The sequence below is a fragment of the Paenibacillus phytorum genome (assembly GCF_013141715.1).
GTDB lineage: Bacteria > Bacillota > Bacilli > Paenibacillales > NBRC-103111 > Paenibacillus_E > Paenibacillus_E phytorum.
On sequence record NZ_WHOA01000208.1, the window covers coordinates 1 to 22,156 of the forward strand.

The window sequence follows — 22,156 nt, forward strand, 5'->3', positions numbered from 1 at the left end:
TACGATCCAGCAAGTCCAGAATCCTTAAGCAAGTTTATTGCTTGACCATCCAGGTCATAAATACCTTTATCTACAACATCCAAACACCCGATGATGTTCATCAGCGTTGATTTGCCGGAACCTGACGGCCCCATAATAGCTACGAACTCTCCATGATCAATATCTAACGAGACATCATCTAATGCTTTAATCGTTTCCTCTCCCATCGTATAGAATTTACTGGCATTCTCGATATGGATTAACGTCATAACCTTCACCTCCATTACTTGCACAGGTTCCAAATAAATGAAGTATCTGATTCATAACCCTTATCGTTTCGCCTTATAAAACTCATGATAAAGCTTCATAAGCGCCCGCTTCTCAATCCGCGACACATAGGAGCGGCTAATGCCCAGCTCCTTTGCAATCTCCCGCTGCGTCCGCTCTTCCCCGCCAAGCTCTAGCCCAAACCGCCCAACCACGACTTCCTTTTCCCGATCATCCAATATCTCCAGATTGCGATAGATTTTGCTCTTCTCTATCTTGAGCTGCACCTTATCCACTACGTCATCAGCTTCCGTACCGAGAATGTCGATGAGCGTAATTTCGTTCCCCTCTTTGTCCGTTCCGATGGGATCATGCAAGGACACATCTTTGCGCGTTTTCTTCAGAGAACGTAAGTGCATCAAGATCTCATTCTCAATACAGCGAGCCGCAAACGTCGCGAGCTTGGTCCCTTTGTTAGGCGAAAACGACTCGATGGCTTTGATCAAACCATTATCCAGCACGAAAATCGCGTATCCATAAGGTTTCGTACGTGCTAACTCACACGGGAAGCTGCCGTCTGGGTCCATTTGGTCAGGGAGCAGCGATTCTTTGTACCTTTGTATGCAAAAACGAAGCATTTCTTCGTTATTCGTAAGCCAGGCAAAAGCGGCCGCTTGCACAAACCAGCAAACCCCATGGTTATTAGGAGCATTCATCTCTTCGATGCCATTCTCGTGTGTGCTCATCCATGTTAAATAGTCGTTAAAATATATCATTGTCCCAGCCCATCAGCTTAGCCATCGCTTCCAAGTAGTAATAATCACCGTAAATCAGCGATACGTTGACATCCTTATTGACTGGCTTGTTGCCTGTAGCTTCAAGCAAAATGCCTTCGAATTCAGGCCGGTCCAGTGTGCTGTAATTTTGCGACAATGATTGCATGATCGATTCTGCGGCTTTACGGTACACCTTTCCTTCTTCCGGGGGCAGCTGCTCTGCGATTGTCAGAAGACCAGATGCCCCTATGCTTGCGGCTGACGTATCTCTTGGCTCTCCGGTTACATCCGGCACACGGAAATCCCAATAGGCGACGTAATCATCGGGAAGACAGCTAAGATAATAATTCGCTGTACGCTTTGCGGCGTCCAAATATTTGCTGTCTCCTGTATATTTGTATGTATTAGCCATGCCATACAAAGCCCATGCCTGCCCCCGGCTCCAAGAGGAGGTCGGCGAATACCCTTGTCCCCCCAAGTATTCCTTCACTTCACCCGTATTCGCATCGAACACGGTAATGTGATGCGAAGAACCGTCTTCGCGGAGCGTGTGCCGCAGCACCGTATCCGCGTGTGCACGCGCGATTTGAGCAAATCTCGGATCGCCCAACTCTTGCGATGCCCAAAACAAGATCGATAGGTTCATCATCGTATCGATGATCGAACCTCCAGGGCGGTCCTCCTGATTTTGCGCCCGCAAAAAGCCTCCGGCCAAGTTAAAGCGACCAGCTAATAGGTTCGCAGCCTGCAGCCCCCTGCGTCTGGCGTCAGCGTCACCCGTCAGCTTATATTTAATCACAGCCGTGCTTAAAAATTGAAAACCTACATCATGATGAAATCGATTCTCCCGCAAAAAGCACTGTTCGATCCGCTCATCCCATGACCATGCAGCCTGACGATACGCTTCTTTGCCCGTCATATCGTATAATATCCACATCATGCCTGGCCAAAAACCGGAAGTCCACCAGTCTAGGATCACATCGTCATAAACACCAGACACGGATGCATGCGGGCATTTATCACCCATTTGCCCCATCATCCGATCCACTTTCGTTTGAATCTGACTCCACCATCCAGACCATGGTTCTTCCTGCATTCCTGTAAAGTTAGCCATCGATCTTCGACTCCTTCGTCATACGTTCGTTTCACAATCGATCATTACGTGGATCGTGTCGCCTTTATGCTCATTACGAAGCTTAAACGCTTCGACAATGTTACTTAAGTGGACCACATGCGTGATCATTTCCTCCGTATTGACGAGTCCATCCAGCACCAGCTGCAAGCCTTTGTCGAAATAATTGCGATTATCGATATCCCGCTTCGGTTCCGTTGGAAAAATGTCGAGCCTCTTCTTATGAATTTTGAAAAAGTCGACTGGTTTATGGCAAGTCCCAATGCACCCGTACATGACGATGCGCCCATTCTGGGAAGCTGCATCGATCGCATCAACCATCCCGTCACCTTCCAGCAAGCAGGGAATGACCACATCGAAGCCATCCGGGAAATCTTTGCCCAGAATATCCATCGTATTCGCATCTGGCGACGGCATCTTATAGGTATGGGTTGCCCCATACTTGCGGGCCAGCTCCAGCTTTTCATCGAACAAATCCGTTACCACAAGGTTCCGCGGACTATACAAGCTAACTACCTGCGTCATCACCAAGCCACTGACGCCTTGTCCGGTGATCAGCACATTTTTATGAGGGGAAATATCACCAAGCTCTGCTGCATGAATAATGCCAGGGAGCACTTCGATCAGCGAACCCTCGATGAGAGGAAGCGCCTGTGGAAGAACTTTGACAGAAAAAGGCGTACAGCAAACATATTCAGCAAAAGCACCCCAAATATAGCGAAGTGCTACAGGATCCCCCACCTTGAGACCGATTACATTGGGTCCTACTTTATCAATAACACCGGCCACCTCATGGCCAAGCCGTGTCGGATACGAGACAAACTCTGGCTCGCGAGCCCCACGAAATACTTCCACATCACTGCCGCATATGCCAACCCATTTCACCTTTACCCTTACTTCCCCTTCAGCAGGCTCGGGAATTAACGCCCTTTTTAACGTGATAGACCCAATTTCCTCCACAACGGCGCACAACTGCGTACCCTCGCCATCATAATCGACCAACTGCATGGGTGGAACAGACATTTTTCTAACCATTCTTTTTAGCTCCTATCCATTTATCCAATATATGATTTGCCATAATTTTATTTCCTTCCGTGTTCGGATGCAGGTGGTCTGGCAGCATGCCAACATAGGCTTCTCCAAGAATATCCAGACCGTCTACATAAGTAAGATTTGAATCCCCGTAAGAAGTTAAAATATTCACCGCTTCCTGGATTTCTTTCCTTATTGTAACCAAGTTCATCCCTACTAAGTTTTCGTCAGTCTCCCTGTGAGGGCAATAAATAGGAGAAAATAAAAATAAGGGCGTGTTGTGATGCTTTTCCCGAATGATCGATACCATGCCGATAATGGCAGAACGAAACGTCCGGATATTCAAACTATTGCCTCCCATCACATTAATGCCGAGGCACATGGAAATAACGTCAGCGGGAAGGTCACGGATGACGCGAGCAACCATGGGTTCCAAATGACATTGCCCAGCAAATCCCATGCAGGTCAAGTTCCAACCTTTGCTGCGTGCTACGATTGCCGGCCAAGTTAGAGCCGGACTTTCAGCTGAGCTGCACTGCGTAATCGAGCTGCCGTAGGCAACCCACCTAGGTTGATTGTTTGGCAAGGGAGCCGCCGATGCTCTATCATCGACTTTTAGTGCTTTCACAATGACCGCAGCTTCTTGTGACAAATAAATGTCAACCCTCTTCATGCTGCCTGGCAAGTTTGTAAATAAACAAATTTCTTCACCTGCAAGGAGAGTTTGGGTATCGACTAATTCATCTTCGATAACGAGGTCAAACCGTATATCTTTATCCGTTATAGCGACATGCAGCTCCACTGAAGTGGAATCGCTTATAAAAGAAACTCTAACACCCGCTGTTTCCCCTGCCTTCTCCACTAATTTAGATGCATATAAGCTGAGCTGATCATGTGGCAATCGCCATGGCCGGAGTCCAGTATCAGTCGTTTCTATTGAAACGGCCCCTCGAAACCACTCTTTATTTAGTTCAATCGTTTGCATGCTTCAATTCACCCTTTATCGTTATTTAACCCATAAAACAAAAAGCCGCGATTTCCGCGACTCTTTATGAGATAAGACTCTTGGCTCAAGTCAAGGATGTTACAGGAAGCACCGGCTTATCCTGCAAAATGTCGCCGCTAGCTAGCATCCATGAAGCCAATTCGGAGGCAAGCCGTTCGATGACCCCGGCATTTGCCGGCTCAGCCGACAAATCTTCCGTTTCCCAAGGATCGCTCCGCAGATCGAACAGCTGGATTCGTTCCGTTCCTGTGTTCGTTTCTGGCGAGTGATAATAACGGATCAGCTTCCATCTTCCGTCTGTTACCATCCGCTGGACATCTCGATAAACCGAGCCCACGATACCGCGAACGCCACCAATTTCCCCTGCAAAGATGGGACAGAGACATATGCCTTCCGTTTCCTCCGGCAGGTCGACGCCGCATAGCCCGGCAACGGTAGGAAAAATATCGATATTGCTTGCCAGCGCAAGCTCCTGCTTGCCCTCCGGCACGCCTGGCCCTCGGAATATAAGCGGAATGCGCACGCTGTGCTCGTAAAGGTTCTGTTTGCCCATCAGTCCGTGTTGCCCGACCGCCAAGCCATGATCAGCGGTATACACGATAAGCGTATCGTCATAGATGCCCTTAGCCTTCAGCGCTTCGACGACTCTACCGATTTGCGCGTCCAAATGGCTTATCATCGCATAGTAATCGGCAATATGTTGACGAATTTCGTCCTCGTCCCTCGGCCACCGTGCAAGCTTCTCGTCCCTAACCGTCATATCGCCGGTATCGAATGGATGCTCCCGCACAAAGTTCGGAGGCAGCGGAATGTCGGATTTGTCGTACATGCTTGCATACGGCTCTGGCGCGGTTCGGGGATCATGCGGCGCGGTATAAGCCACATACAGGAAAAACGGCCGATCCTCCTGGTACTCCTCAATAAAGTTGACGGCGGCGTCCGTAAACAACTCCGTCGAGAACGTGTGTTCCATATATTCCTGTTCCTTAGGATAAGCCCCGGTCAGGTCATAGTCGTGCACAGGAACCTTCGTATGCTCGCTCATTCCGCGAAAAGCTAGCTTATCCCCGCCCTCGAAACTTCGAGCAAAGCTTGCCTTGTCGTTATGCCATTTGCCGATCGCATGAGTTCGATACCCAGCACCCTGCATCGTTTGCGGCATAAGCCGAACATCCGGGCGAATAACGCTCGAATGCTCCCGGTTCATCATGTCTTTGCCGATCATCGCCCGGAAGATCGGGATGCCCGTATGGACGCACGCTCTGCTCGGCGCGCAAACCGCTCCGCTTAGACCGCCGAATATATGCGTGTTACGACAAGATGTACCGCTGGCAACCAACGAATCTAATACCGGTGTCTGCACTGTTTCATCGCCGAACGCTCGAATGGCTTCACCACGATGATCGTCCGCTATAATAAATACGACATTAGGTCTTTCGGCTGAAAGCTTCTTTATGTTCTTCTCTTTCATCTTCTACCTCACTCTCACGAGACAGGATTGCTTCCGGATGTGGCTACTTTTTCGATTTATACTGGGTATAGGCTTGTTGATAAATTTCCAGGTAGCGTTTAATGTTCATTTTGTCCAGAGTGCTCAAATAGTTGTTCCACTCCTTGTCAATGTCCAGCGATCCTGTAACCGTCTTCGCAAAAAATTCAGTGCGGTAGTCCGTAAGCGTCTTCTCAAGCGTAGAAAGCTCCTCCGCTTGTTCGTTGGTGAAGAACAATGGCGGCACAATTTTGCTCGGGTCGGTTGCGTAAGGCTCGTATTTTTTTGTTTCATTATACAAAATAAGTTCAAGTGAATTTTTCGGATCGGCTACCACGCTTAATCGCAAATCGTTTGTTCGCAGCGACGGCCCCGCCTGTGCCCAGTGGATGTTCTGCAGCTTGCCAAACGTGGCAATTGGCTTCCATTTCGCTTGCTTCCCATTAACGCCAAGCTCTCCTTGCGCCGGACGCACCCACTCCTGATCAGGACGGCCCTGCGTGCTGCGCAGTGTCGCTTCTTCTGAAAGCAGCAAGTCAGCCATACGGAATGCGGCAGCGGGATTTTTCGCCTTATTGGTAACGACGTATTGACCTGCAGATACCGCATATGGATTATACGCAGTTGAGCGTATACCAGACGGTCCTTTGAGTGGCGGTACGGATACATAGTCTTTGAATCTCGGGTTATCAGCATCGACAAATACCGTTTGGTTTTGCGAGGCAATAGCTCCCACGATCGGGATCTCCGGGTTCATGCCCATTTGTTTCAACTGGTTTCTATCCTGCGTAAACGATTGCGGAGATATTAAGCCTTCAGCAAACAGCTTATGAATATACTTCAAAGCTTCCTTCCACTCAGGTTGACTATAGGCAACTTGAATCTTGCCATCCTTAACAAATTTCAAGTTGAAATCCTTCTCGATAAAAGCGCTGGTCAGAAACAGGTCCAATGTCGAGGATGGGCCGTTGGTAGCGCCGACAAGCGGGATTTCATCTGCCTTCCCATTTCCGTTAGGATCCTTTTCTTTAAAAGCTTTGAGCACTTGATAAAACTCGTCTGTCGTTTCCGGCATTTTTAATCCGAGCTTGTCTAGCCATTTTTGATTAATCCACATCTTTTGACCGAGCGAGCAGTGGTAGCAATCGTTAACCTGAGGGACCGAATAAATTTTGCCGTCAGGCATCGTTATCAAATCTTTGACATAGGAAACCTGCTCGAACATCTTCTTCATTTCCACGCCATATTTATCAATATACGGGTTCAGCGGAATGAACACACCATCCTTACCGTAAATCGATTGCTGAACCGGCGATACGTTCATACTAAGCAGCACATCTGGATAATCGCCGCTTGCGAGTGAAACGTTAAGCTTCTCTGCAAATGTTTTTTCCGGAGCGACTTCCCAATCGATGTGTATGTTCGTTTTCTCCTCCAGCCACTTGGTGAACTCGTTCGTTGCAAAGTTTTCGACAATGCTGGAGCCTTTGACCATGACCCTTAGCGTCGTCTTTTCTTTCGTGATCGGGAATACACCTGCTGCGGTTACTTGATCGTCACTGCCTGCTTCCGTCTTTGGATCTGCACCCTTTTGTCCGCTGTCCGCACATGCGCTTAGAAGCGCTAGAGAAGCGGTAACCGCTACTAAAGCTGTTAAACCTTTTTTCATGTAAAAACCCCCTTTAGCCTTTGAGTGATCCAATCATCATGCCTTTGACAAAATGTCTTTGTATGAATGGATAGATGATGAGCACGGGCAGCGTAGACACGACGATAAGAGAAAACTTCAAAAGCTCCCGCAAGCCATCTCTTGCTGCTTGATCGGCAACGTCGGTTATCATCGACGCATCGACCTCGTTTTGCACCAAAATATCCCTTAATACTAATTGAATCGGGTACAACTCCTGATGTTTCAAATAAAGCAGTGCGTTAAAATATTGGTTCCAATGTCCGACTGCGTAAAACAAGGAGATTACAGCTATGATTGGACCTGACAAAGGAAGCACGATTTTCCGCACGAACGTAAAATCACTGCATCCATCCATTTGAGCGGCTTCAAGCAATTCATCCGGAATGGTCGTTTGAAAATACGTGCGGGCAATGATCATATTCATAACGGCAAGCGCTCCCGGAATAATCAAAGACCACCTTGTGTCGATCATACCAAGCTCTTTTACAACTAGATAAGACGGGATCAATCCGCCAGAAAACATCATTGTGAATACAAACAAAGCCATAATGCTATTACGTGGCATAAAATCTTTTCTCGAAAGCGGATAAGCCGCAATGAGTGTAAAGAGCACATTGATCGTCGTTCCCACTACGGTATAAAAGACCGAATTCAAAAAGCTCGACATAATTAAACGATGCTTAAATACGGCTTCATAACCCGCCAGCGTCGGCTCTACCGGATACAACCAGACTCTACCGGAAATAACCGCTGTGGATGAACTGAAGGAAGCGCTAACAATATAAACCAGAGGATAAAGAATCGTAATTGTAAAAATGAATAGGATGATGTAATTCAGAATTGTAAAAAGCCTGTCATCCGCACTTTCTTTAATGCTTCCCGTCATAGACGTGCCCCCTTATTACCACAGACTGGTTTGCCCCAACTTTCTGGCTATCCGATTGACGAGAACCAGCAGGACCAGATTAATGACTGATTTAAATAATCCAATGGCAGACGAGTAGGAATAGTTGATGGCTGTTGATGCCAAGCCGACTTTATACACAAAAGTATCGATCACCTCAGATGAGCTCATATTCAGCGGATTCTGCATCAGCAATACCTTTTCGAAGCCTATGTCCAGCACATGGCCTGTGTTCATGATCAGCAAGATAACAGCAACCGGCATAATACCCGGCAAGTCAACGTGCCACATTCGCTGCACTTTATTGGCTCCATCCACAACAGCTGCCTCGTGCAGCGAAGGATCAACAGCTGCAAGCGCTGCCAAATAGATGATGCAGGAAAAACCAACGTTTTGCCAAATACCAGACCAGACAAAAACGTGTGAAAACCATTCAGGTATGCCCATGAAATTGATTGTCGGCAATCCGAAATATTTCATAATCGTTTGAATAAGGCCAACCCGCGGGTCCATCATTTGCAGAATGATGCCTACCATAACGACTACGGAAATAAAATGCGGTGCGTAAGTGATCATTTGCACGGTTTTCTTAAAGAATCGAGCGTTGACGTAATTCAAGGAAAGCGCAAGAATGATTGGGAACGGAAACCCTGCAAGTAAACTATAGATGCTGAGCAGGATCGTATTTTTCATAATCCGCACAAACTCATACGAATGGAAAAAACGATCAAAATGCTTCAGACCTACCCATTCGCTGCCCCATACCCCTTTGGTAGGAAGATAATTTTTGAACGCAATCAGAGCCCCGTACATCGGCACGTACTTGAATATGAGCAAATAAATAATCGGCAGCAGCATAAACAGGTAGAGCTGCCAATGGCTGGATGCGTTCTTCTTCAGTCTAGACAAGTAACTTTCCTTTTTACCGACAGTTGCAGACAACATCTTGCTCTTGCTAGCCGAAACTTCCATAAATCCCTCCCTCTCTCGATGTCCATGACTCGGTATGTTTGATGTCTTTCATATATGTAGCATACAAAAAATAGGGACAGCCGAGCATTGTGCTGTTTTACACCGGCATGACTTTTTTTGCGCTGGACGACGGCATGCGAATCGTAACCTTCGTGCCTACACCCAGGTCGCTTTGTATCGAAAGTCCATACTGCTCTCCGAACACCATCTGAATCCGATTATGCACATTGAGCAGCCCGATGCTGCCTTCGAACGTTGGTTGTGTTTCCAGCAACCTCTCCTCCCGGCTGTTCATGAGTCGTATGTTTAATTGCAGAAGGGATTCCGCATCAATACCGCAGCCATTATCTTCAACGATGACATAAAAATCCGCTTCATCCTTCCAGGCGTCAATAATAATCGTATGAGTATCCTCGATCCCATAGGGAAACGCATGCTTAAACACATTTTCGACCAAGGGCTGCAGCGTCAAGCGAACCATGCTGTCCAGCAAATAATCCGTACTGATGCGAACATCGATTTCAAATTCCCGCTGATTGCGGTATTTCATAATAGACATAAAATACAGAATGTGTTTAAGCTCGTTGGCTACCGTAATTTCCTCCAAATCGGTGCGTATGGAATAGCGCAGCATATACGACAGAGAACGAACGATGTCTTTGATTTCGCTTGATTTCTGGATCACGGCGTAACAAATAATAATTTCCAACGTGTTGTACAAGAAGTGCGGATTAATCTGTAATTGCAGCGATTGAAATTCGGCCAGCTGCCGCTTCAATAAATTGTCCTGATTGCGCAGCTCGGTCTCGTAAACCCGCTCGACAAGCTCTTCCAGCCGGGTAACCATCGTATTGTAGCTGGTAATAAGCTGATCCATCTCATCACGGCTTCCGGTCAGAGGTACTCGGGTCCAGTGACCTTTGGCCGTCTGACGCATCCCGTTTTCCAGGAGTCGAACTGGACGAACGATAGATTGACCGAAACGATAAGCGAGAAATAAGGCCAAGATCAATGTAAAGATACCTACGAGCAGCGTTGTTTGCCGCAAGTCTGAAATCGGCTTGCTCTGTTCAGCAACCGACATGCTGGCCACCAGCGTCCATCCGGAGTAGTCAGACTTTCGACTAAAGAAAACCCGTCCCGGTTCTCCGGGCAATTCAAATATTTGGTCTTTATTGGCTTCAACCGTACTGAAATGCATACCGTCAAGCTGTTTGCCGATCCGGTTCGGATCCGGATGGTATAAGATTTTCCCGCGATCGTTGACGATAAAAAAATACCCGGATTGTCCGAGTTTTATGCCCTTCCAGAGCGTGTTCAGCTCCCCTATCTTTAGTTCGAAGCCCATAATGCCTTTAAATGATTTCGATGAGGTTCGGTCCGCTAATTTGCGAATAAGTGTGAGATGACCATCTAGAAATCCAGAATCCTGAATCGTCAGCTTCCCGTTTATATCATCGTCTTCCTTCATCTGTTCGACATATTCTTCAAAGCCTTTGTAATTAAAAGGAACAATGTGGATATTGAAGTCCGTTGCCTGGAACCCGTTATAACCGATAATGTACGTCATTGATATTTCCGGGTTGTTGATGAGAACAGGCTGAAATACCCCCTTCATGGCAATTTCGGATGTATAAAAGCCAGGAGTTGAATTGCTTGGAAGATCAAGAGCCTCTTTCACGACAGGAGAAATCAGAATAGAGACTGTTGCCCTCTCGTAACTTTTCAAAAACAAATCGGTTTCATGCAAAACATTGTCAACGATTTGAGTCAGCAGCCCTTCATACTGATTCTCCAATTCGTTGGACGACCGCCAATAACCGGTAACCCCCACCGTCACCAAAGTCAGCGCGATAATAATGACAAAGTAAATGTAAACCTTGCGTACCAGGCTGTTTTTCATTACTTGATCCCGAGCAGCCCGCGATATTCGGTAGGGGAATAGCCCGTTGCCTTTTTAAATACTCTGGAAAAGTGGGGGTAGCTATCGTAACCGACCTCGGCTCCAATGTCGATGATTTTGTAGTGCGGAACGGCAAGCAGTTGTTTGGCTTTATCGATTCGTTTGCGCATCCGGTATTGCACGAAGGTCTCGTTCGTATTTTTCTTAAAATAATGGCTGAAATAGGTCGGTGTTACGCCTAGCTTCCCAGCAACCATGTCCAGTGAAAGCTCCTCCTCGAAAAGATGCTCATCGATGTACTGGATAACCGCCTCCAAAACGTTGATTCTTTCATGCTTGCGATACTCACTCAATCGCTGTATCCATATGCCGATTTCTGCCTGAAACCATTCATACGTAATCGTGATGACCGTGTTCTCCTCGAAAAGCGGCTTCACCTCAATCCTGTACGTCCCTCTGGCATTCAGTTTCTTGAGAAGCAGCCTGACAGCGTCATATACCCGCTGGTACTGCTGAATGTCCGTTTCAACAGGGAACAACTCCCTTTTACCCTCCTCAAGCAGTTCATTGGCCCGAACTTTGTCCAACATCCAAACCGCTTCCTCCAATTGATCGATCCATTGTTCAAAAAGGGTGAAGGAAATAAGTGCCGCTTCCCGCATGGCGAGCACTTTATCCAGCACTGGAAAAAGCTCGATTTCTGTAATAGGCTTCAGCAAATATTCCTGTACGCCGTAAGACATACATTTTTGCGCATACGCAAAATCCCCGTATCCCGATAGCACAACGACTTTGGTGAAGAGCTTTAGCTGCTGAATATTTCGGCAGAGCTCCAGACCGTCCATGCGAGGCATCCGAATATCCGTCAACACAACGTCAGGAGGGTTAGCCATGATGTTCGACAACGCGGACACACCGTCTGTAAACGTATCGATCTCACTAAACCGTTTATATTCCCAAATTAACGTTTTGAGGCCAATCCCAATGATAGGTTCATCGTCAACAATAACAATTCTGGCCATTCGCTTGCCCCCCTGTTTAAAATGTTAACCACCTTTATTATTCTCCGATTCCCGTTATCCTGGATACCCATTAAAACCTGAACAGAGTCATCAAAATCGAAACATCCCTAAGTTAATATTCCAAATAGGCATGCAAAATGAAGACAGACCATTCGGCAAGCCTACCGAGCGGTCTGTTCATGTGCGTGTGGCTGAATAACAACGCGGGTTGTGGTGCAAAGCTCTAATTCATGATAATATCATTGAAATTAAGCCATGAGAGTGGGACATTTACTTTGGAAACGGGATTAGATTTATTTAAGTGGAAGCAGTATGAATCGGAGATTATCTTACTAACGGTAAGATGGTATTTGAAGTATAGTCTAAGTTATCGTGATTTAGTAGAAATGATGGAAGAACGGGGCTTACATATCGCTCATACAACGATCATGCGATGGGTTCATCAGTTTGGGCAGGAACTAGATAAGCGAATTCGGCCCTATTTAAAGCCGACTAATGATTCCTTTCGGACGGATGAGACCTACATTAAAGTCAATGGACAATGGAAATATCTTTACAGAGCGGTGGATTCAAACGGCAATACGATTGATTTCATGTTGTCTGAAAATCGAGATGCTCCTGCTGCCAAACGATTTTTCATGAAGATGTTGACTTCACCACACAATCAATCGCCACGCGTGATCACTGTCGATAAAAACCCAGCGTACCCTGCCGCAGTCCAGCAATTGAAGGACGAGAAAGTTATGAATCAAGAAACGTTACTTCGACAACAGAAATATCTCAACAATATTATTGAACAAGATCATCGATTCATAAAGAAAATCATAAAACCAACGTTGGGATTCAAGTCTTTCAAAACTGCCGAAAAAACTATCGCGGGAATCGAAGTCATGCACATGATAAGGAAAGGACAGGTCGAATGCAATCATTCGTCCGTCCTCTCTGCAGTTGAATTAGCTGACAAAAAACCGCGATTTACGCGGTTCTTTATGAGATAATGTTCTCTGAAAATCGTGATACACCGGCAGCTAAGCGTTTCTTTACAAAGGCTTTGACCTCCCCACATAATCAAATCCCACGTGTAATCACCTTGGATAAAAACCCGGCATATCCATCAGCAGGTTTAATAATTGAAAAAGCCTTATCAAATAAAATCTTGATTAGACAGACAAAGTATAGTGTCGGGTAACTGAAAACTCTTTCACTTAAATTAAATCGCGTACATTAATTTTTGTTGATTCAAATACAACAAAAATATGGAGAGCTATTTTTGATATATTAGTCGCACCAAAACTACGTCCGTGCTGAGTGAACTAAAAAACGGAGCCACATTTGCGTTCAAATGCCGGACTCCGTTTTTTATAATATTAATTAATGAATTGTTCGTACTGCAGCAAACGCTTCAGCATAACTGCCGCTTCGGCACGACTTGCTTTCGCGTTAGGTACGAAGGTCTGATTGGTCACGCCATTGATGATTCCCGCATTCACAGATTGCGCTACAGCTTCCTTAGCCCATTCACTGATGGACCCTGCCTCTGTGAATCCGGCTAAGCCCTTCGCATCAGCTGCTGCTTTCTTGCCTGCAAAGTTCATTGCGCGTGTGATCATCACAGCCATTTGCTCACGAGTAATGTTCGCATCCGGCTGGAATGTGCCGTTCTCAAAGCCATCCACTAACCCGGCTTTGCTTGCAGCACCGATGGCTCCTGCAAACCAATCATTCGTTTTCACGTCTGTAAATTGCGCTGCGTTCGTTTCCGACAGCCCCAGAGCGCGTATGAGAAGCGCTGCGAATTGCGCACGTGTAATTTCGTTTTGTGGAGCAAAGCTGCTCTCTGTCATTCCATTAATAACAAGCTTAGACGCCAACAATTCAACGTCGGCTTGAGACCAATGGTCTTTCAAGTCCTCAAAGGTTTTGGCAGACTCTACAACCGTATAGATACTATTACCCGGACGTTTTATGCTTGCTGTCGTAATTCCATCCGAAGTCGAGAAGGTCGCAGGCACGAAGCTCATAGTACCTGTTACTGGGTTATATAGTACCACGGTTGTTTTCTTCGCATCTACCTCTTTAGTTATCTCAATCGTTCTGGAAACGTAGGTTTTTCCGAAATCATTCAGTGATACCTGTTTCCCGTTAGCTTCCGCCGTTACGCTAAAGTCTATTGCCGAGGTTAAAGGTTTCAGACCTGCTTGTTTGGCTTTCGTTTCAATATCAACGGAAGTTGTACCACTGACTTTTTCGATAGCAATGCTGACTTTTACATCTTTCGTTGCGGACCCTAACGCTGTCGCAAAGCTAGATATGTCCACTACCTTCAACGGAAGGTCATAGGTTGCCCCGTTATTTTTCAAGGACAACACTGCTGCTGGTGCTTTGGATAATAGTTCCACCAAGGATGCGGCTGGAAGCTCGACCTTGCCAATGGTTTCACTGCCTTTGATTTCGATGTTAATACGCTGATTTGCCGTTCCTGTCGAAGCTTTAAGCAGCTCTATCACTTGTTCTAATGTAGCCCCATCGATGGTTACTTTTGCGACCGATGTTCCATCAGCGGTTTTATCGCTTACCGGCTGGACATTGATAATTTGCACACCGTCTTTGGTCGGCACTACCGACGGGCCGGCTGTTGTAGTTGTAGAAGTATTGCTACTACTATCATCGTTGTTGCTGCTGGAAAACGGAGTTGCAACAGTTTCCGTCGAATTCGCGCTCTCTCCACCTGCATTCGCAGCTGTCATAACATAGTAGTAAGTAATACCGTTGGTTAATCCGGTATCCATATACAAGGTTGTCGTCACATTCAATGCAATCGTCGTATACGGCCCACCGCTGCTCGCACTGCGCTTCACGTTATAGTACGTTGCGCCAGTGACTGTGCTCCATGTCAAGCTTACTTGAGCGTTGCCCTCTGTTGCATTCAGGTTGGTCGGTGGTGTCGGTGCTTGTACCGGAGTTAATGGCGCTGCCGGAGTCGCACTTACTGCGTTAGAGTTTGCACTCTCACCTCCGGGGTTCGCTGCAGTTACTAAAAAGTAATAGGTTGTTCCGTTAACTAAGCCCGCATCCGAATAAGTTGCTCCTGTTACGTTGGCGGCAATCGTCGTATACGGCCCACCGCTGTTCGTACTGCGCTTCACATTATAGTACGTTGCGCTGGTGACTGTGCTCCATGTCAAGCTAACTTGAGCGTTGCCCTCTGTTGCTTTCAGGTTGGTCGGTGGTGTCGGTACTTGTACCGGAGTTAATGGCGCTGCCGGAGTCGCACTTGCTGCGTTAGAGTTTGAACTCTCGCCTCCGCTGTTCGCTGCAGTTACTACATAGTAATAGGTTGTTCCATTTGCTAAGCCCGTGTCAGAATAAGTTGCTCCAGTTACGTTGGCGGCTATCGTCGTATACGGTCCGCCACTGGTCGAACTGCGCTTCACATTATAGTATGTCGCATCCGTTACGGTCGACCACATCAGGTTCACTTGTGAATCAACCGGCGAAGCTGTCAGATGGGTCGGTTGAGCCGGAACCGGCACCGAATTATCTGGAGAATAAAGATTTAGTTCCAAAACCGCAGGCTTATTGCCTCCAGTTGCAGTCATTTCGAGCTTAAAAGCTGTCGCTTCTACCGGATCAAAGGTAGCTACCTTCGTGCTTGAATCTGCTGCCCATGTGCCCGGGTTGCCGGTACCGGTTGGGATTGCAGTGAAATTGACACCGTCCGTACTGACGTACAGTTTATACGCTGTAACCGCGTATGCCCCTGAATAAGGTTTATAGTCGAATTTTGAAATGGTGTACTTTTGGGCTAAAGTAAGGATAATATACTGAGGACTCGCAGCTGTTGGAAGACTAGATGGATACCAGTAGGTCGAAGTGCTTCCATCAATCGCCTTGGCTGCAGCATACGAACTACTATAAATACTTGAAGCTGAAGCGGTCATAGATGATTGCGATATTTTCGTGTAAAGCCCCGCTCCATTTGTTCCTGTACCGATTCCGACCTGTACTTCCGCTGCAGAAGTATGTCCCGATGAATGCAATGCTATAATTTTAATATAGGAAGCCGAAACGGACGAGAACACCGCCCTTTTCCCATATGTATTGTTTGCCCACGTGCCGGTAGCAACTTTTGTAAAGCCTACGCCATCGGTACTTGTATACACCAGGTAATTTGTAATGACTCCGGCCGCATCATCTGCTGAAGGAACGTAGATGACACGATCGATGTTGTATGTCCCTCCCAAAGCTATCGTCAAGGATGGATTCGATCCGTCTTCCGATTGCCAATAGGTTTGATCCTGACCGTCTACCGCACTCATAGAGCTATGGCCTGTCGTGCTGCTTGTCGCAACGGCGCTCATCTGCTGCTGCGGTACATAGAAGCGTATCGCTGCGGAAGGAGTTCCCGTCAATTCCTGAACACCAATATCGGGACTTACGGCATTGATCATATTTCCATAAAAGTCCTTGATTCCTTGAGCTTGCGGACTTTCGATACCGGCGTCAATAGCAGGAGAGTCCGTTTGCAACTGATACCCTTGCAGCGTATTAAGACCAATACTTCCCGAACCAGGATTCACAAACTTCGGATCACCCGTCATCCCATATGGATCGAAAGGCTCCTGCTGTGTATGTTGTCCGCTGGCTTCGTAAAAAATGTTATGGCTGAACGTCAGCTGATCCCAGTTGCCATTTCCCCATTTCGTCGGTGTTGTCGTGCTCGTGTTATAAAAAATATTGTTATAGAAATGATAGCCTAATTTTGTTTCATCTTTGCTGTCTCCGTTAATCTTATGATTAGCGCCATCATAATAAAAGATATTGTTGTAGAGATACGCCGACGTCGTCTCATTATAAGCAAAATGGCGGAAAGCCAAGCCGTCGTTTTGGCTGATGTTGTAACGGAATATATCATTTTCATTCGCTCCCATAAGCAAAACAGTGCCCATCGGATTGTCATGACTATAGTTGTACTGGTATACAGTATCGATGCCGTAATAATCGAAGTCAAATGCGCAGCCGTCTTGGTTCAAAGCAGGTCCTCCGTATACTTCATTAAACTGGAATACGGTATGATTCGCATTCCACAACCATATTCCGGCAACAGCCGTGGTCGTTAACGCTCTTGTTCCAAAGCTAGACAACACGTTATGCTCGACGATCGCATCCTTCGTTTCCCGCATCAGAATCCCGTCTCCGCCTATATCGCTCATTGTATTATTAGCTACATGGAAACCCGTGCCCCATTGGTTATTGTTACGGACTCCGTCTCGGAAGCAAGTATCTCCGGAACAAGTGAAAATGTTCAACTTATTCGGCTGGATTGCCGTCCGGTCCACTTTCGTCAAGGTGTTATTTTCAATCCGGATGTCATCGAATCTCGCCGATGAAGCTGTGCTTGGCCCGACAATCTCGCCGGAGATCCCAGCACTGGAGGCAGAGCCGTTCTCGTTGCCATCAACATCATGGATATTACAATTTCGAATATAGATGTGATGAAATACATGGTTGCTTCCGGATATATTGGCATCAATCTTATAATAGATGCCCATTCTGACGTCTGCCGTATCGTTGGTGCTCAGGTCGTCATCATTCGTAACCTCCAGATTGTTAATCTCCCAATATTCCTGATTGACCAGATAGACCGTCCCGGTGTTGTTCAAGCCGCCACCGTTAATAACAGGCTTGCTGCCGGTACCATACCTATCGATCACGATTGGACTGCCGTCTACTCCGGATCCCATGGGCGATAGCTGTCCGTTCCATATTCCTCCGGTTTTAAACAAGATAGTGTCACCCGGATTAAAAACAGTTGCATTGATTTTGGTGAGCGATTTCCACGCAGCCGATGTGTCGGTACCGGAATTAGCATCATTGCCATTTACGGAATCCACATAGTATGTCGTCCCTGCTGCGCTGGCCGGTGACGGTAAGTGCATAGTTGCAATCATGCATAGCATTATAAATAGAACGAACCATTTCTTCATTAACAATTTCTTTTGCATGATTCCCTCCCGAATAAAATCGTATTGTTAACGCTTACTTATTTATACGAAAATAAAAATGCTCGGAGGAGCATATTATTTTCATTCTTGGGGGTGGCGTCGTAGACGTCATGATTGTTTCTACTGTAAATGCTCTTTTATTTTCCTGTTGACCCATTCCCGCTTCGATAACAGCCATGAGGCCTCGATCGGATAGCATTGGAATGAAATCGGCCGATCAAGCCCATCCTCTAGGGCATCAAGAACGTACTTCCTGCCATAAATCTCCTCCAGAAGCTGCAGCGCCCGTAAATCCTGCAACGCTTCTTGCAGTACTTCAAGACGAATCGATTCGATCGGCCCTTGTTCACCGGGATATACCAAGTAGGCATCTCCAGATGCAAAGGCATGATCTGCATCCGTTACGCGATACGGATCGACGGCCCGGCGTGAAAACTGCGAATACCAAAAATTGTAGCCCCAATGCAAAAAACCGGAAACATTGTACTTATAGAGCTGAATACCCAAGATCCTATTGCGCGCGGACGGCATATTAAAGAAACGGTTTGAAACCGCTTTATACTGTACGCAGCAATAATAAGTCCATAAAGGAGACACCCCGTTCTCAAGAAACGACTCCATATGATCATTTGCCGGAACCGGATTTTTCACCAGGCCTTTCTCATAAAAATCGTAATCAGACAAGGCGTCAATGATCGGAAAGTCATTAAGATATTCCCGAACCATTCGGCTTGCGTTCCCATAAGATTCAAGATGATCGATAGTAGGCTCATCTGAAATGTGAAAGAAGCTTTTTTCCGCGATGCCATTTTCATGGATCCATTTCGTCAAGGACGGCAGCATTTGCGTGAGAAACAATCTGTACGCTTCTCCCGACGCATCTGTTTCCCAACCGAAAATTTGTTTCCACTCCCCTTGCTCCATTGCCATTATTTTCGGCGCATGTTTGGCTCCCCATTGCGTGAAGAGGTGAGAAAACTCAAAGTATTCGATACCACGGCTTTGGCACATTTCAACCCATCTTTTCAAACGATCGAAGCCGAATTGATACGAATGCGGCGCGGTCACTTCAATATCGAGAAGTTGAACCGTTGGTCTTTCTCCGCCGACATCGGTATCAAGCGGCGGCGTGAACAAAGGCGTCAATATCATGTTGATGCCGTGTTTAACCGCCGTTTGCACATAACGATCAATCAATGCCCAATGCTTCTCCGAGAAAATTTCCGTCTCGTAATGCGTCGCAAGACAGTCTGCATGCAACCATTCCGTATGAATCAGCCGCTGTTTGGGGAGGGAGGCGTTTATGATTTCTAATTCAAAGGTCTCCTGCCCTAGCATCATCCCCTCCTCCGATTCTAAACAAATGCAGATGCTATATAGACCTGGCTCCACATTTCCTTCCAGCTCCACGGTTATCCAAATCGACCGCCATTGCCCCGGAGGCGCGCTTATCCCCCCCGTTTCAAATAATGGAAATAACGGATCAGGATATAAACCGGGTAAGACACGAAGCACATTATCGTCATGATCATGATAAGCCGGCAATTCCGAAGGTACGACTCCGACGCTTCGGACCGCAATATATTTCTCTATTGCTGATTCTATCTTAACGTTAATCCCTTTCAGAAGCCGCTCCGAGCGGAACGCTACTTGAAAGGAATAGGTTTCGTTCAGCAGCATGGATCCTTTCCCATAAACTGCTTCCACTAATTCTTCATCAGAGAACACTTTGGCTAATGAGCTCAGAACACGAGTCTCAAATCTGTTGAGCGAATGTGTCATATCGCACTCCCACTTTTGCCTTTTTGCCTACTGAAACGCTGCATAAACTCCTGTAAATGAACGGTATTACCCTCGATTCGGGACTCCTCAGCTGCGAATGCCGTAAGGTGGCTTTGGACAGAACGGTTGACCGAGGTTAACCCTTGAATACTGCCGTTTGTCCGAACCAGTTTCAGAAAATCCTGGATCAGCTTCACATCGCCCCCGCCATGACCAACATGACCGCTCACATTCTCAAAATTGATCCGTTCGACTTTCCCGCTCCCAAAATGGAGAATCTCAATTTCATTCTTCTCCATGGCACCTCGGATCTCCCCGTGGGTTCCCATTAATTTAATCGTTCGGCTGACATCTCTCGTGAATGCGCTCATCGTGAATGACGCTGTAACCTCATTGGCAAATTCCAAATTAACGACCTGATGGTCTACAACGTCATTATCGCAATGGTAAACACATCTGCCGTAAGGCCCCTCAAATAAGGCCTTGTAGCGGGCACTATAGCTATTATCATCGCTGATAGCGGAAGTCGGCCAATCGGTATCGTCTGTCAAATATTGCTTCGGCGCATAATAGAGACACTCATCCGAAACCGGGCAACCGTCCAAACAGCGGGCTGGGGCTCCTTCCGGTGCTTGACTAACCGTAAAATGACTAAGTGAACCGAAGGAGGATACTCTGATACAATCCGAGTTTGCCAACCAGAGCAGAATATCAAGATCGTGGCAAGACTTTGCCAGAATCATCGGACTGGACTCGTCCTTGCGGCGCCAATTCCCACGCACATAGCTGTGCGCTTGGTGCCAGTAGCCCACATTCTCATTATGTTGGATCGACATTAGTTGGCCAATTGTATCCTTATCAAGCAATTCTTTCAACGCCGTGAAAAACGGAGTATATCGAAGTACGTGGCAGATTGAAAACACCAAACCAGACTGGGAAGCTATTTCCCCCATCAGCATGCATTCTTCAGGGTCCGGCGATATCGGCTTCTCTAAAAGCACATGATAACCCGCCTTCAAAGCCTTCATGGCCGGCTCAAAATGCTGTTTATCCTGAGTGCATATCAAGACAGCATCGGCCAGCTTGGGAACAGCGAATAAATCATCCCAACTCTCAAAGCACTTCGAATCGGCAACACCGTGTCTGGCTTTAAAGCTCTCTCTCCGCTCTCGAACAGGTTCCGCAACCGCAACAACTTCAACTTCATGTGGATGCTGCAAAGCGTATTCCAGATAGTTGACTCCGCGTTGACCTGCACCGATTAATGCAACCTTAATTTTGCTCATCCTATATCTTCTCCAATAAAATTATTCTTTTACGCTTCCTACCGTCATTCCTTTGATAAAATACTTTTGCGAGAAGGGATACACAAGCATGATTGGCAGCGCCCCCATGAAAATTTGGGCTGCCCTAAGCGTTTTCTCGCTCATATTCCCCATCTCCTTGATCTGTTCAACCGAGAGCGATGCCATCTGAGAACTACTCGACATGATGAGTGTGGACAGATAGGTCTGAAGAGGATACTTGTCCGGGGAGTTCAAGTACAGAATGCCGTCGAACCATGAATTCCAGTGTCCCACAATCGTAAACAAACCAATAGTTGCGATCGACGGCAGTGAGACTGGCAAGTAAATTTGAAACAATATTCTCCAATGTCCTGCTCCGTCAATCGTTGCTGCCTCATCCAGTTCCTTCGGAATCGATCTGAAAAAATTCAGCATCAGGACCATGTTCCAAACACTGAGTGCTCCAGGCAAAATCAGAGCCCAAATGGAATTTATCAAGCCGGTGCTCAATACGATCATATAAGTTGGGATTAACCCGCCACCGAAGAACATCGTAATCGCAAAGAACCAAACATATTTGGTTCGGAGCCTAAATGCTTCAGTAGATTTTGATAACGGATAAGCCGTAATAAATACAAGAAACAAATTGATCGCTGTACCCAAAATTACCCTCTCAATGGACACCCATAGCGAACGAAAAAACTCAACCTTTTGAGCCAGATAGCTGTACGCATCCAGATTAAAACCGACCGGCCACAGCTTCACCTCGCCTGCAATTGCCGCTATGTTCGAACTAAGCGAGATCGAGAGCAAATGAAGGAACGGAAAAATGCCTAGTAAAGTGATAACCGTTAGAAGCAGCGAATTGAATAGTACGAAAAGCGTTCTTCCAATTGTTCGATTATGCATCT

General features: G+C 46.7%; 17 protein-coding genes. 2 read left to right on the forward strand and 15 right to left on the reverse strand.

From position 1 onward, the window contains the following. The 11 genes from GC098_RS29910 to GC098_RS29965 form a co-directional block, all read right to left on the reverse strand. Positions 1-248, reverse strand: a 248-nt coding sequence (locus GC098_RS29910) for an ATP-binding cassette domain-containing protein (protein ID WP_171647101.1), incomplete at its 3' end; no start/stop codon positions are given. Positions 249-308: 60 nt separating this feature from the next. Then, positions 309-992: a sigma-70 family RNA polymerase sigma factor gene (locus GC098_RS29915; protein WP_216625472.1), complete on the reverse strand. Its 684-nt coding sequence runs from the start codon at positions 990-992 to the stop codon at positions 309-311. Positions 993-1,008: 16 nt separating this feature from the next. Further along, the gene (locus tag GC098_RS29925) at positions 1,009-2,136 is read right to left on the reverse strand and encodes a glycoside hydrolase family 88 protein (RefSeq protein ID WP_171647103.1); all 1,128 of its coding nucleotides are present in this window, start codon (positions 2,134-2,136) and stop codon (positions 1,009-1,011) included. An 18-nt stretch (positions 2,137-2,154) separates the two neighbouring features. Further along, positions 2,155-3,189: a zinc-dependent alcohol dehydrogenase gene (locus tag GC098_RS29930; protein WP_171647105.1), complete on the reverse strand. Its 1,035-nt coding sequence runs from the start codon at positions 3,187-3,189 to the stop codon at positions 2,155-2,157. Beyond that, positions 3,182-4,171 (reverse strand): SGNH/GDSL hydrolase family protein, encoded by a 990-nt coding sequence (locus GC098_RS29935; protein ID WP_171647107.1) that lies wholly within the window; start codon positions 4,169-4,171, stop codon positions 3,182-3,184. The genes GC098_RS29930 and GC098_RS29935 overlap by 8 nt, the downstream gene beginning before the upstream one ends. Positions 4,172-4,256: 85 nt before the next feature. Then, entirely contained in the window at positions 4,257-5,663 is a 1,407-nt protein-coding gene (locus GC098_RS29940) for a sulfatase family protein (RefSeq protein WP_171647109.1), read from the reverse strand. Between the two features lie 43 nt (positions 5,664-5,706). Beyond that, the gene (locus GC098_RS29945) at positions 5,707-7,350 is read right to left on the reverse strand and encodes an ABC transporter substrate-binding protein (RefSeq protein WP_171647111.1); all 1,644 of its coding nucleotides are present in this window, start codon (positions 7,348-7,350) and stop codon (positions 5,707-5,709) included. A gap of 13 nt (positions 7,351-7,363) precedes the next feature. Continuing rightward, positions 7,364-8,257 carry a carbohydrate ABC transporter permease gene (locus GC098_RS29950; RefSeq protein WP_171647113.1) on the reverse strand — a complete coding sequence of 298 codons (894 nt, stop codon included), beginning with the start codon at positions 8,255-8,257 and terminating at the stop codon, positions 7,364-7,366. Between the two features lie 15 nt (positions 8,258-8,272). Beyond that, complete coding sequence (locus GC098_RS29955) at positions 8,273-9,247, reverse strand: ABC transporter permease (protein ID WP_171647115.1); 975 nt, start codon at positions 9,245-9,247, stop codon at positions 8,273-8,275. 97 nt (positions 9,248-9,344) lie between these two features. Continuing rightward, on the reverse strand, positions 9,345-11,150 hold the full coding sequence (locus tag GC098_RS29960; protein ID WP_171647117.1) for a cache domain-containing sensor histidine kinase: 1,806 nt from the start codon (positions 11,148-11,150) through the stop codon (positions 9,345-9,347). Then, positions 11,150-12,172 (reverse strand): response regulator transcription factor, encoded by a 1,023-nt coding sequence (locus GC098_RS29965; RefSeq protein WP_171647119.1) that lies wholly within the window; start codon positions 12,170-12,172, stop codon positions 11,150-11,152. Before GC098_RS29965 ends, GC098_RS29960 begins: the two co-directional genes overlap by 1 nt. A gap of 230 nt (positions 12,173-12,402) precedes the next feature. Between GC098_RS29965 and GC098_RS29970 the strand changes: the two genes are divergently transcribed. Together GC098_RS29970 and GC098_RS41795 are read left to right on the forward strand one after the other, a co-directional pair. After that, positions 12,403-13,170, forward strand: coding sequence for an IS6 family transposase (locus tag GC098_RS29970; protein WP_171647121.1), 768 nt, complete (start codon positions 12,403-12,405; stop codon positions 13,168-13,170). Next, the gene (locus GC098_RS41795) at positions 13,170-13,361 is read left to right on the forward strand and encodes a DDE-type integrase/transposase/recombinase (RefSeq protein ID WP_376773987.1); all 192 of its coding nucleotides are present in this window, start codon (positions 13,170-13,172) and stop codon (positions 13,359-13,361) included. Before GC098_RS29970 ends, GC098_RS41795 begins: the two co-directional genes overlap by 1 nt. 178 nt (positions 13,362-13,539) lie before the next feature. On the opposite strand, the gene GC098_RS29980 is transcribed toward GC098_RS41795, so the two are convergent. From GC098_RS29980 to GC098_RS29995, 4 genes are all read right to left on the reverse strand, one after another. Then, the gene (locus tag GC098_RS29980; RefSeq protein ID WP_171647123.1) at positions 13,540-18,177 is read right to left on the reverse strand and encodes a discoidin domain-containing protein; all 4,638 of its coding nucleotides are present in this window, start codon (positions 18,175-18,177) and stop codon (positions 13,540-13,542) included. Between the two features lie 120 nt (positions 18,178-18,297). Next, positions 18,298-19,959 carry a DUF4091 domain-containing protein gene (locus GC098_RS29985; RefSeq protein WP_171647125.1) on the reverse strand — a complete coding sequence of 554 codons (1,662 nt, stop codon included), beginning with the start codon at positions 19,957-19,959 and terminating at the stop codon, positions 18,298-18,300. Further along, positions 19,956-21,245 (reverse strand): Gfo/Idh/MocA family protein, encoded by a 1,290-nt coding sequence (locus GC098_RS29990; RefSeq protein ID WP_171647127.1) that lies wholly within the window; start codon positions 21,243-21,245, stop codon positions 19,956-19,958. The genes GC098_RS29985 and GC098_RS29990 overlap by 4 nt, the downstream gene beginning before the upstream one ends. A 21-nt stretch (positions 21,246-21,266) precedes the next feature. Continuing rightward, a complete protein-coding gene (locus GC098_RS29995) occupies positions 21,267-22,154 on the reverse strand; it encodes a carbohydrate ABC transporter permease (protein WP_171647129.1) in 888 nt (295 codons plus the stop codon). Positions 22,155-22,156: the final 2 nt, after the last annotated feature.

What these genes read in the sequence shown, in the direction of transcription:
- GC098_RS29915 (WP_216625472.1), bottom strand. Translation starts at nt 992, where the DNA reads ATGAGCACACACGAGAATGGCATCGAAGAGATGAATGCTCCTAATAAC.
- GC098_RS29925 (WP_171647103.1), bottom strand. Translation starts at nt 2,136, where the DNA reads ATGGCTAACTTTACAGGAATGCAGGAAGAACCATGGTCTGGATGGTGG.
- GC098_RS29930 (WP_171647105.1), bottom strand. Translation starts at nt 3,189, where the DNA reads ATGGTTAGAAAAATGTCTGTTCCACCCATGCAGTTGGTCGATTATGAT.
- GC098_RS29935 (WP_171647107.1), bottom strand. Translation starts at nt 4,171, where the DNA reads ATGCAAACGATTGAACTAAATAAAGAGTGGTTTCGAGGGGCCGTTTCA.
- GC098_RS29940 (WP_171647109.1), bottom strand. Translation starts at nt 5,663, where the DNA reads ATGAAAGAGAAGAACATAAAGAAGCTTTCAGCCGAAAGACCTAATGTC.
- GC098_RS29945 (WP_171647111.1), bottom strand. Translation starts at nt 7,350, where the DNA reads ATGAAAAAAGGTTTAACAGCTTTAGTAGCGGTTACCGCTTCTCTAGCG.
- GC098_RS29950 (WP_171647113.1), bottom strand. Translation starts at nt 8,257, where the DNA reads ATGACGGGAAGCATTAAAGAAAGTGCGGATGACAGGCTTTTTACAATT.
- GC098_RS29955 (WP_171647115.1), bottom strand. Translation starts at nt 9,247, where the DNA reads ATGGAAGTTTCGGCTAGCAAGAGCAAGATGTTGTCTGCAACTGTCGGT.
- GC098_RS29960 (WP_171647117.1), bottom strand. Translation starts at nt 11,150, where the DNA reads ATGAAAAACAGCCTGGTACGCAAGGTTTACATTTACTTTGTCATTATT.
- GC098_RS29965 (WP_171647119.1), bottom strand. Translation starts at nt 12,172, where the DNA reads ATGGCCAGAATTGTTATTGTTGACGATGAACCTATCATTGGGATTGGC.
- GC098_RS29970 (WP_171647121.1), top strand. Translation starts at nt 12,403, where the DNA reads ATGATAATATCATTGAAATTAAGCCATGAGAGTGGGACATTTACTTTG.
- GC098_RS41795 (WP_376773987.1), top strand. Translation starts at nt 13,170, where the DNA reads ATGTTCTCTGAAAATCGTGATACACCGGCAGCTAAGCGTTTCTTTACA.
- GC098_RS29980 (WP_171647123.1), bottom strand. Translation starts at nt 18,177, where the DNA reads ATGCAAAAGAAATTGTTAATGAAGAAATGGTTCGTTCTATTTATAATG.
- GC098_RS29985 (WP_171647125.1), bottom strand. Translation starts at nt 19,959, where the DNA reads ATGACACATTCGCTCAACAGATTTGAGACTCGTGTTCTGAGCTCATTA.
- GC098_RS29990 (WP_171647127.1), bottom strand. Translation starts at nt 21,245, where the DNA reads ATGAGCAAAATTAAGGTTGCATTAATCGGTGCAGGTCAACGCGGAGTC.
- GC098_RS29995 (WP_171647129.1), bottom strand. Translation starts at nt 22,154, where the DNA reads ATGCATAATCGAACAATTGGAAGAACGCTTTTCGTACTATTCAATTCG.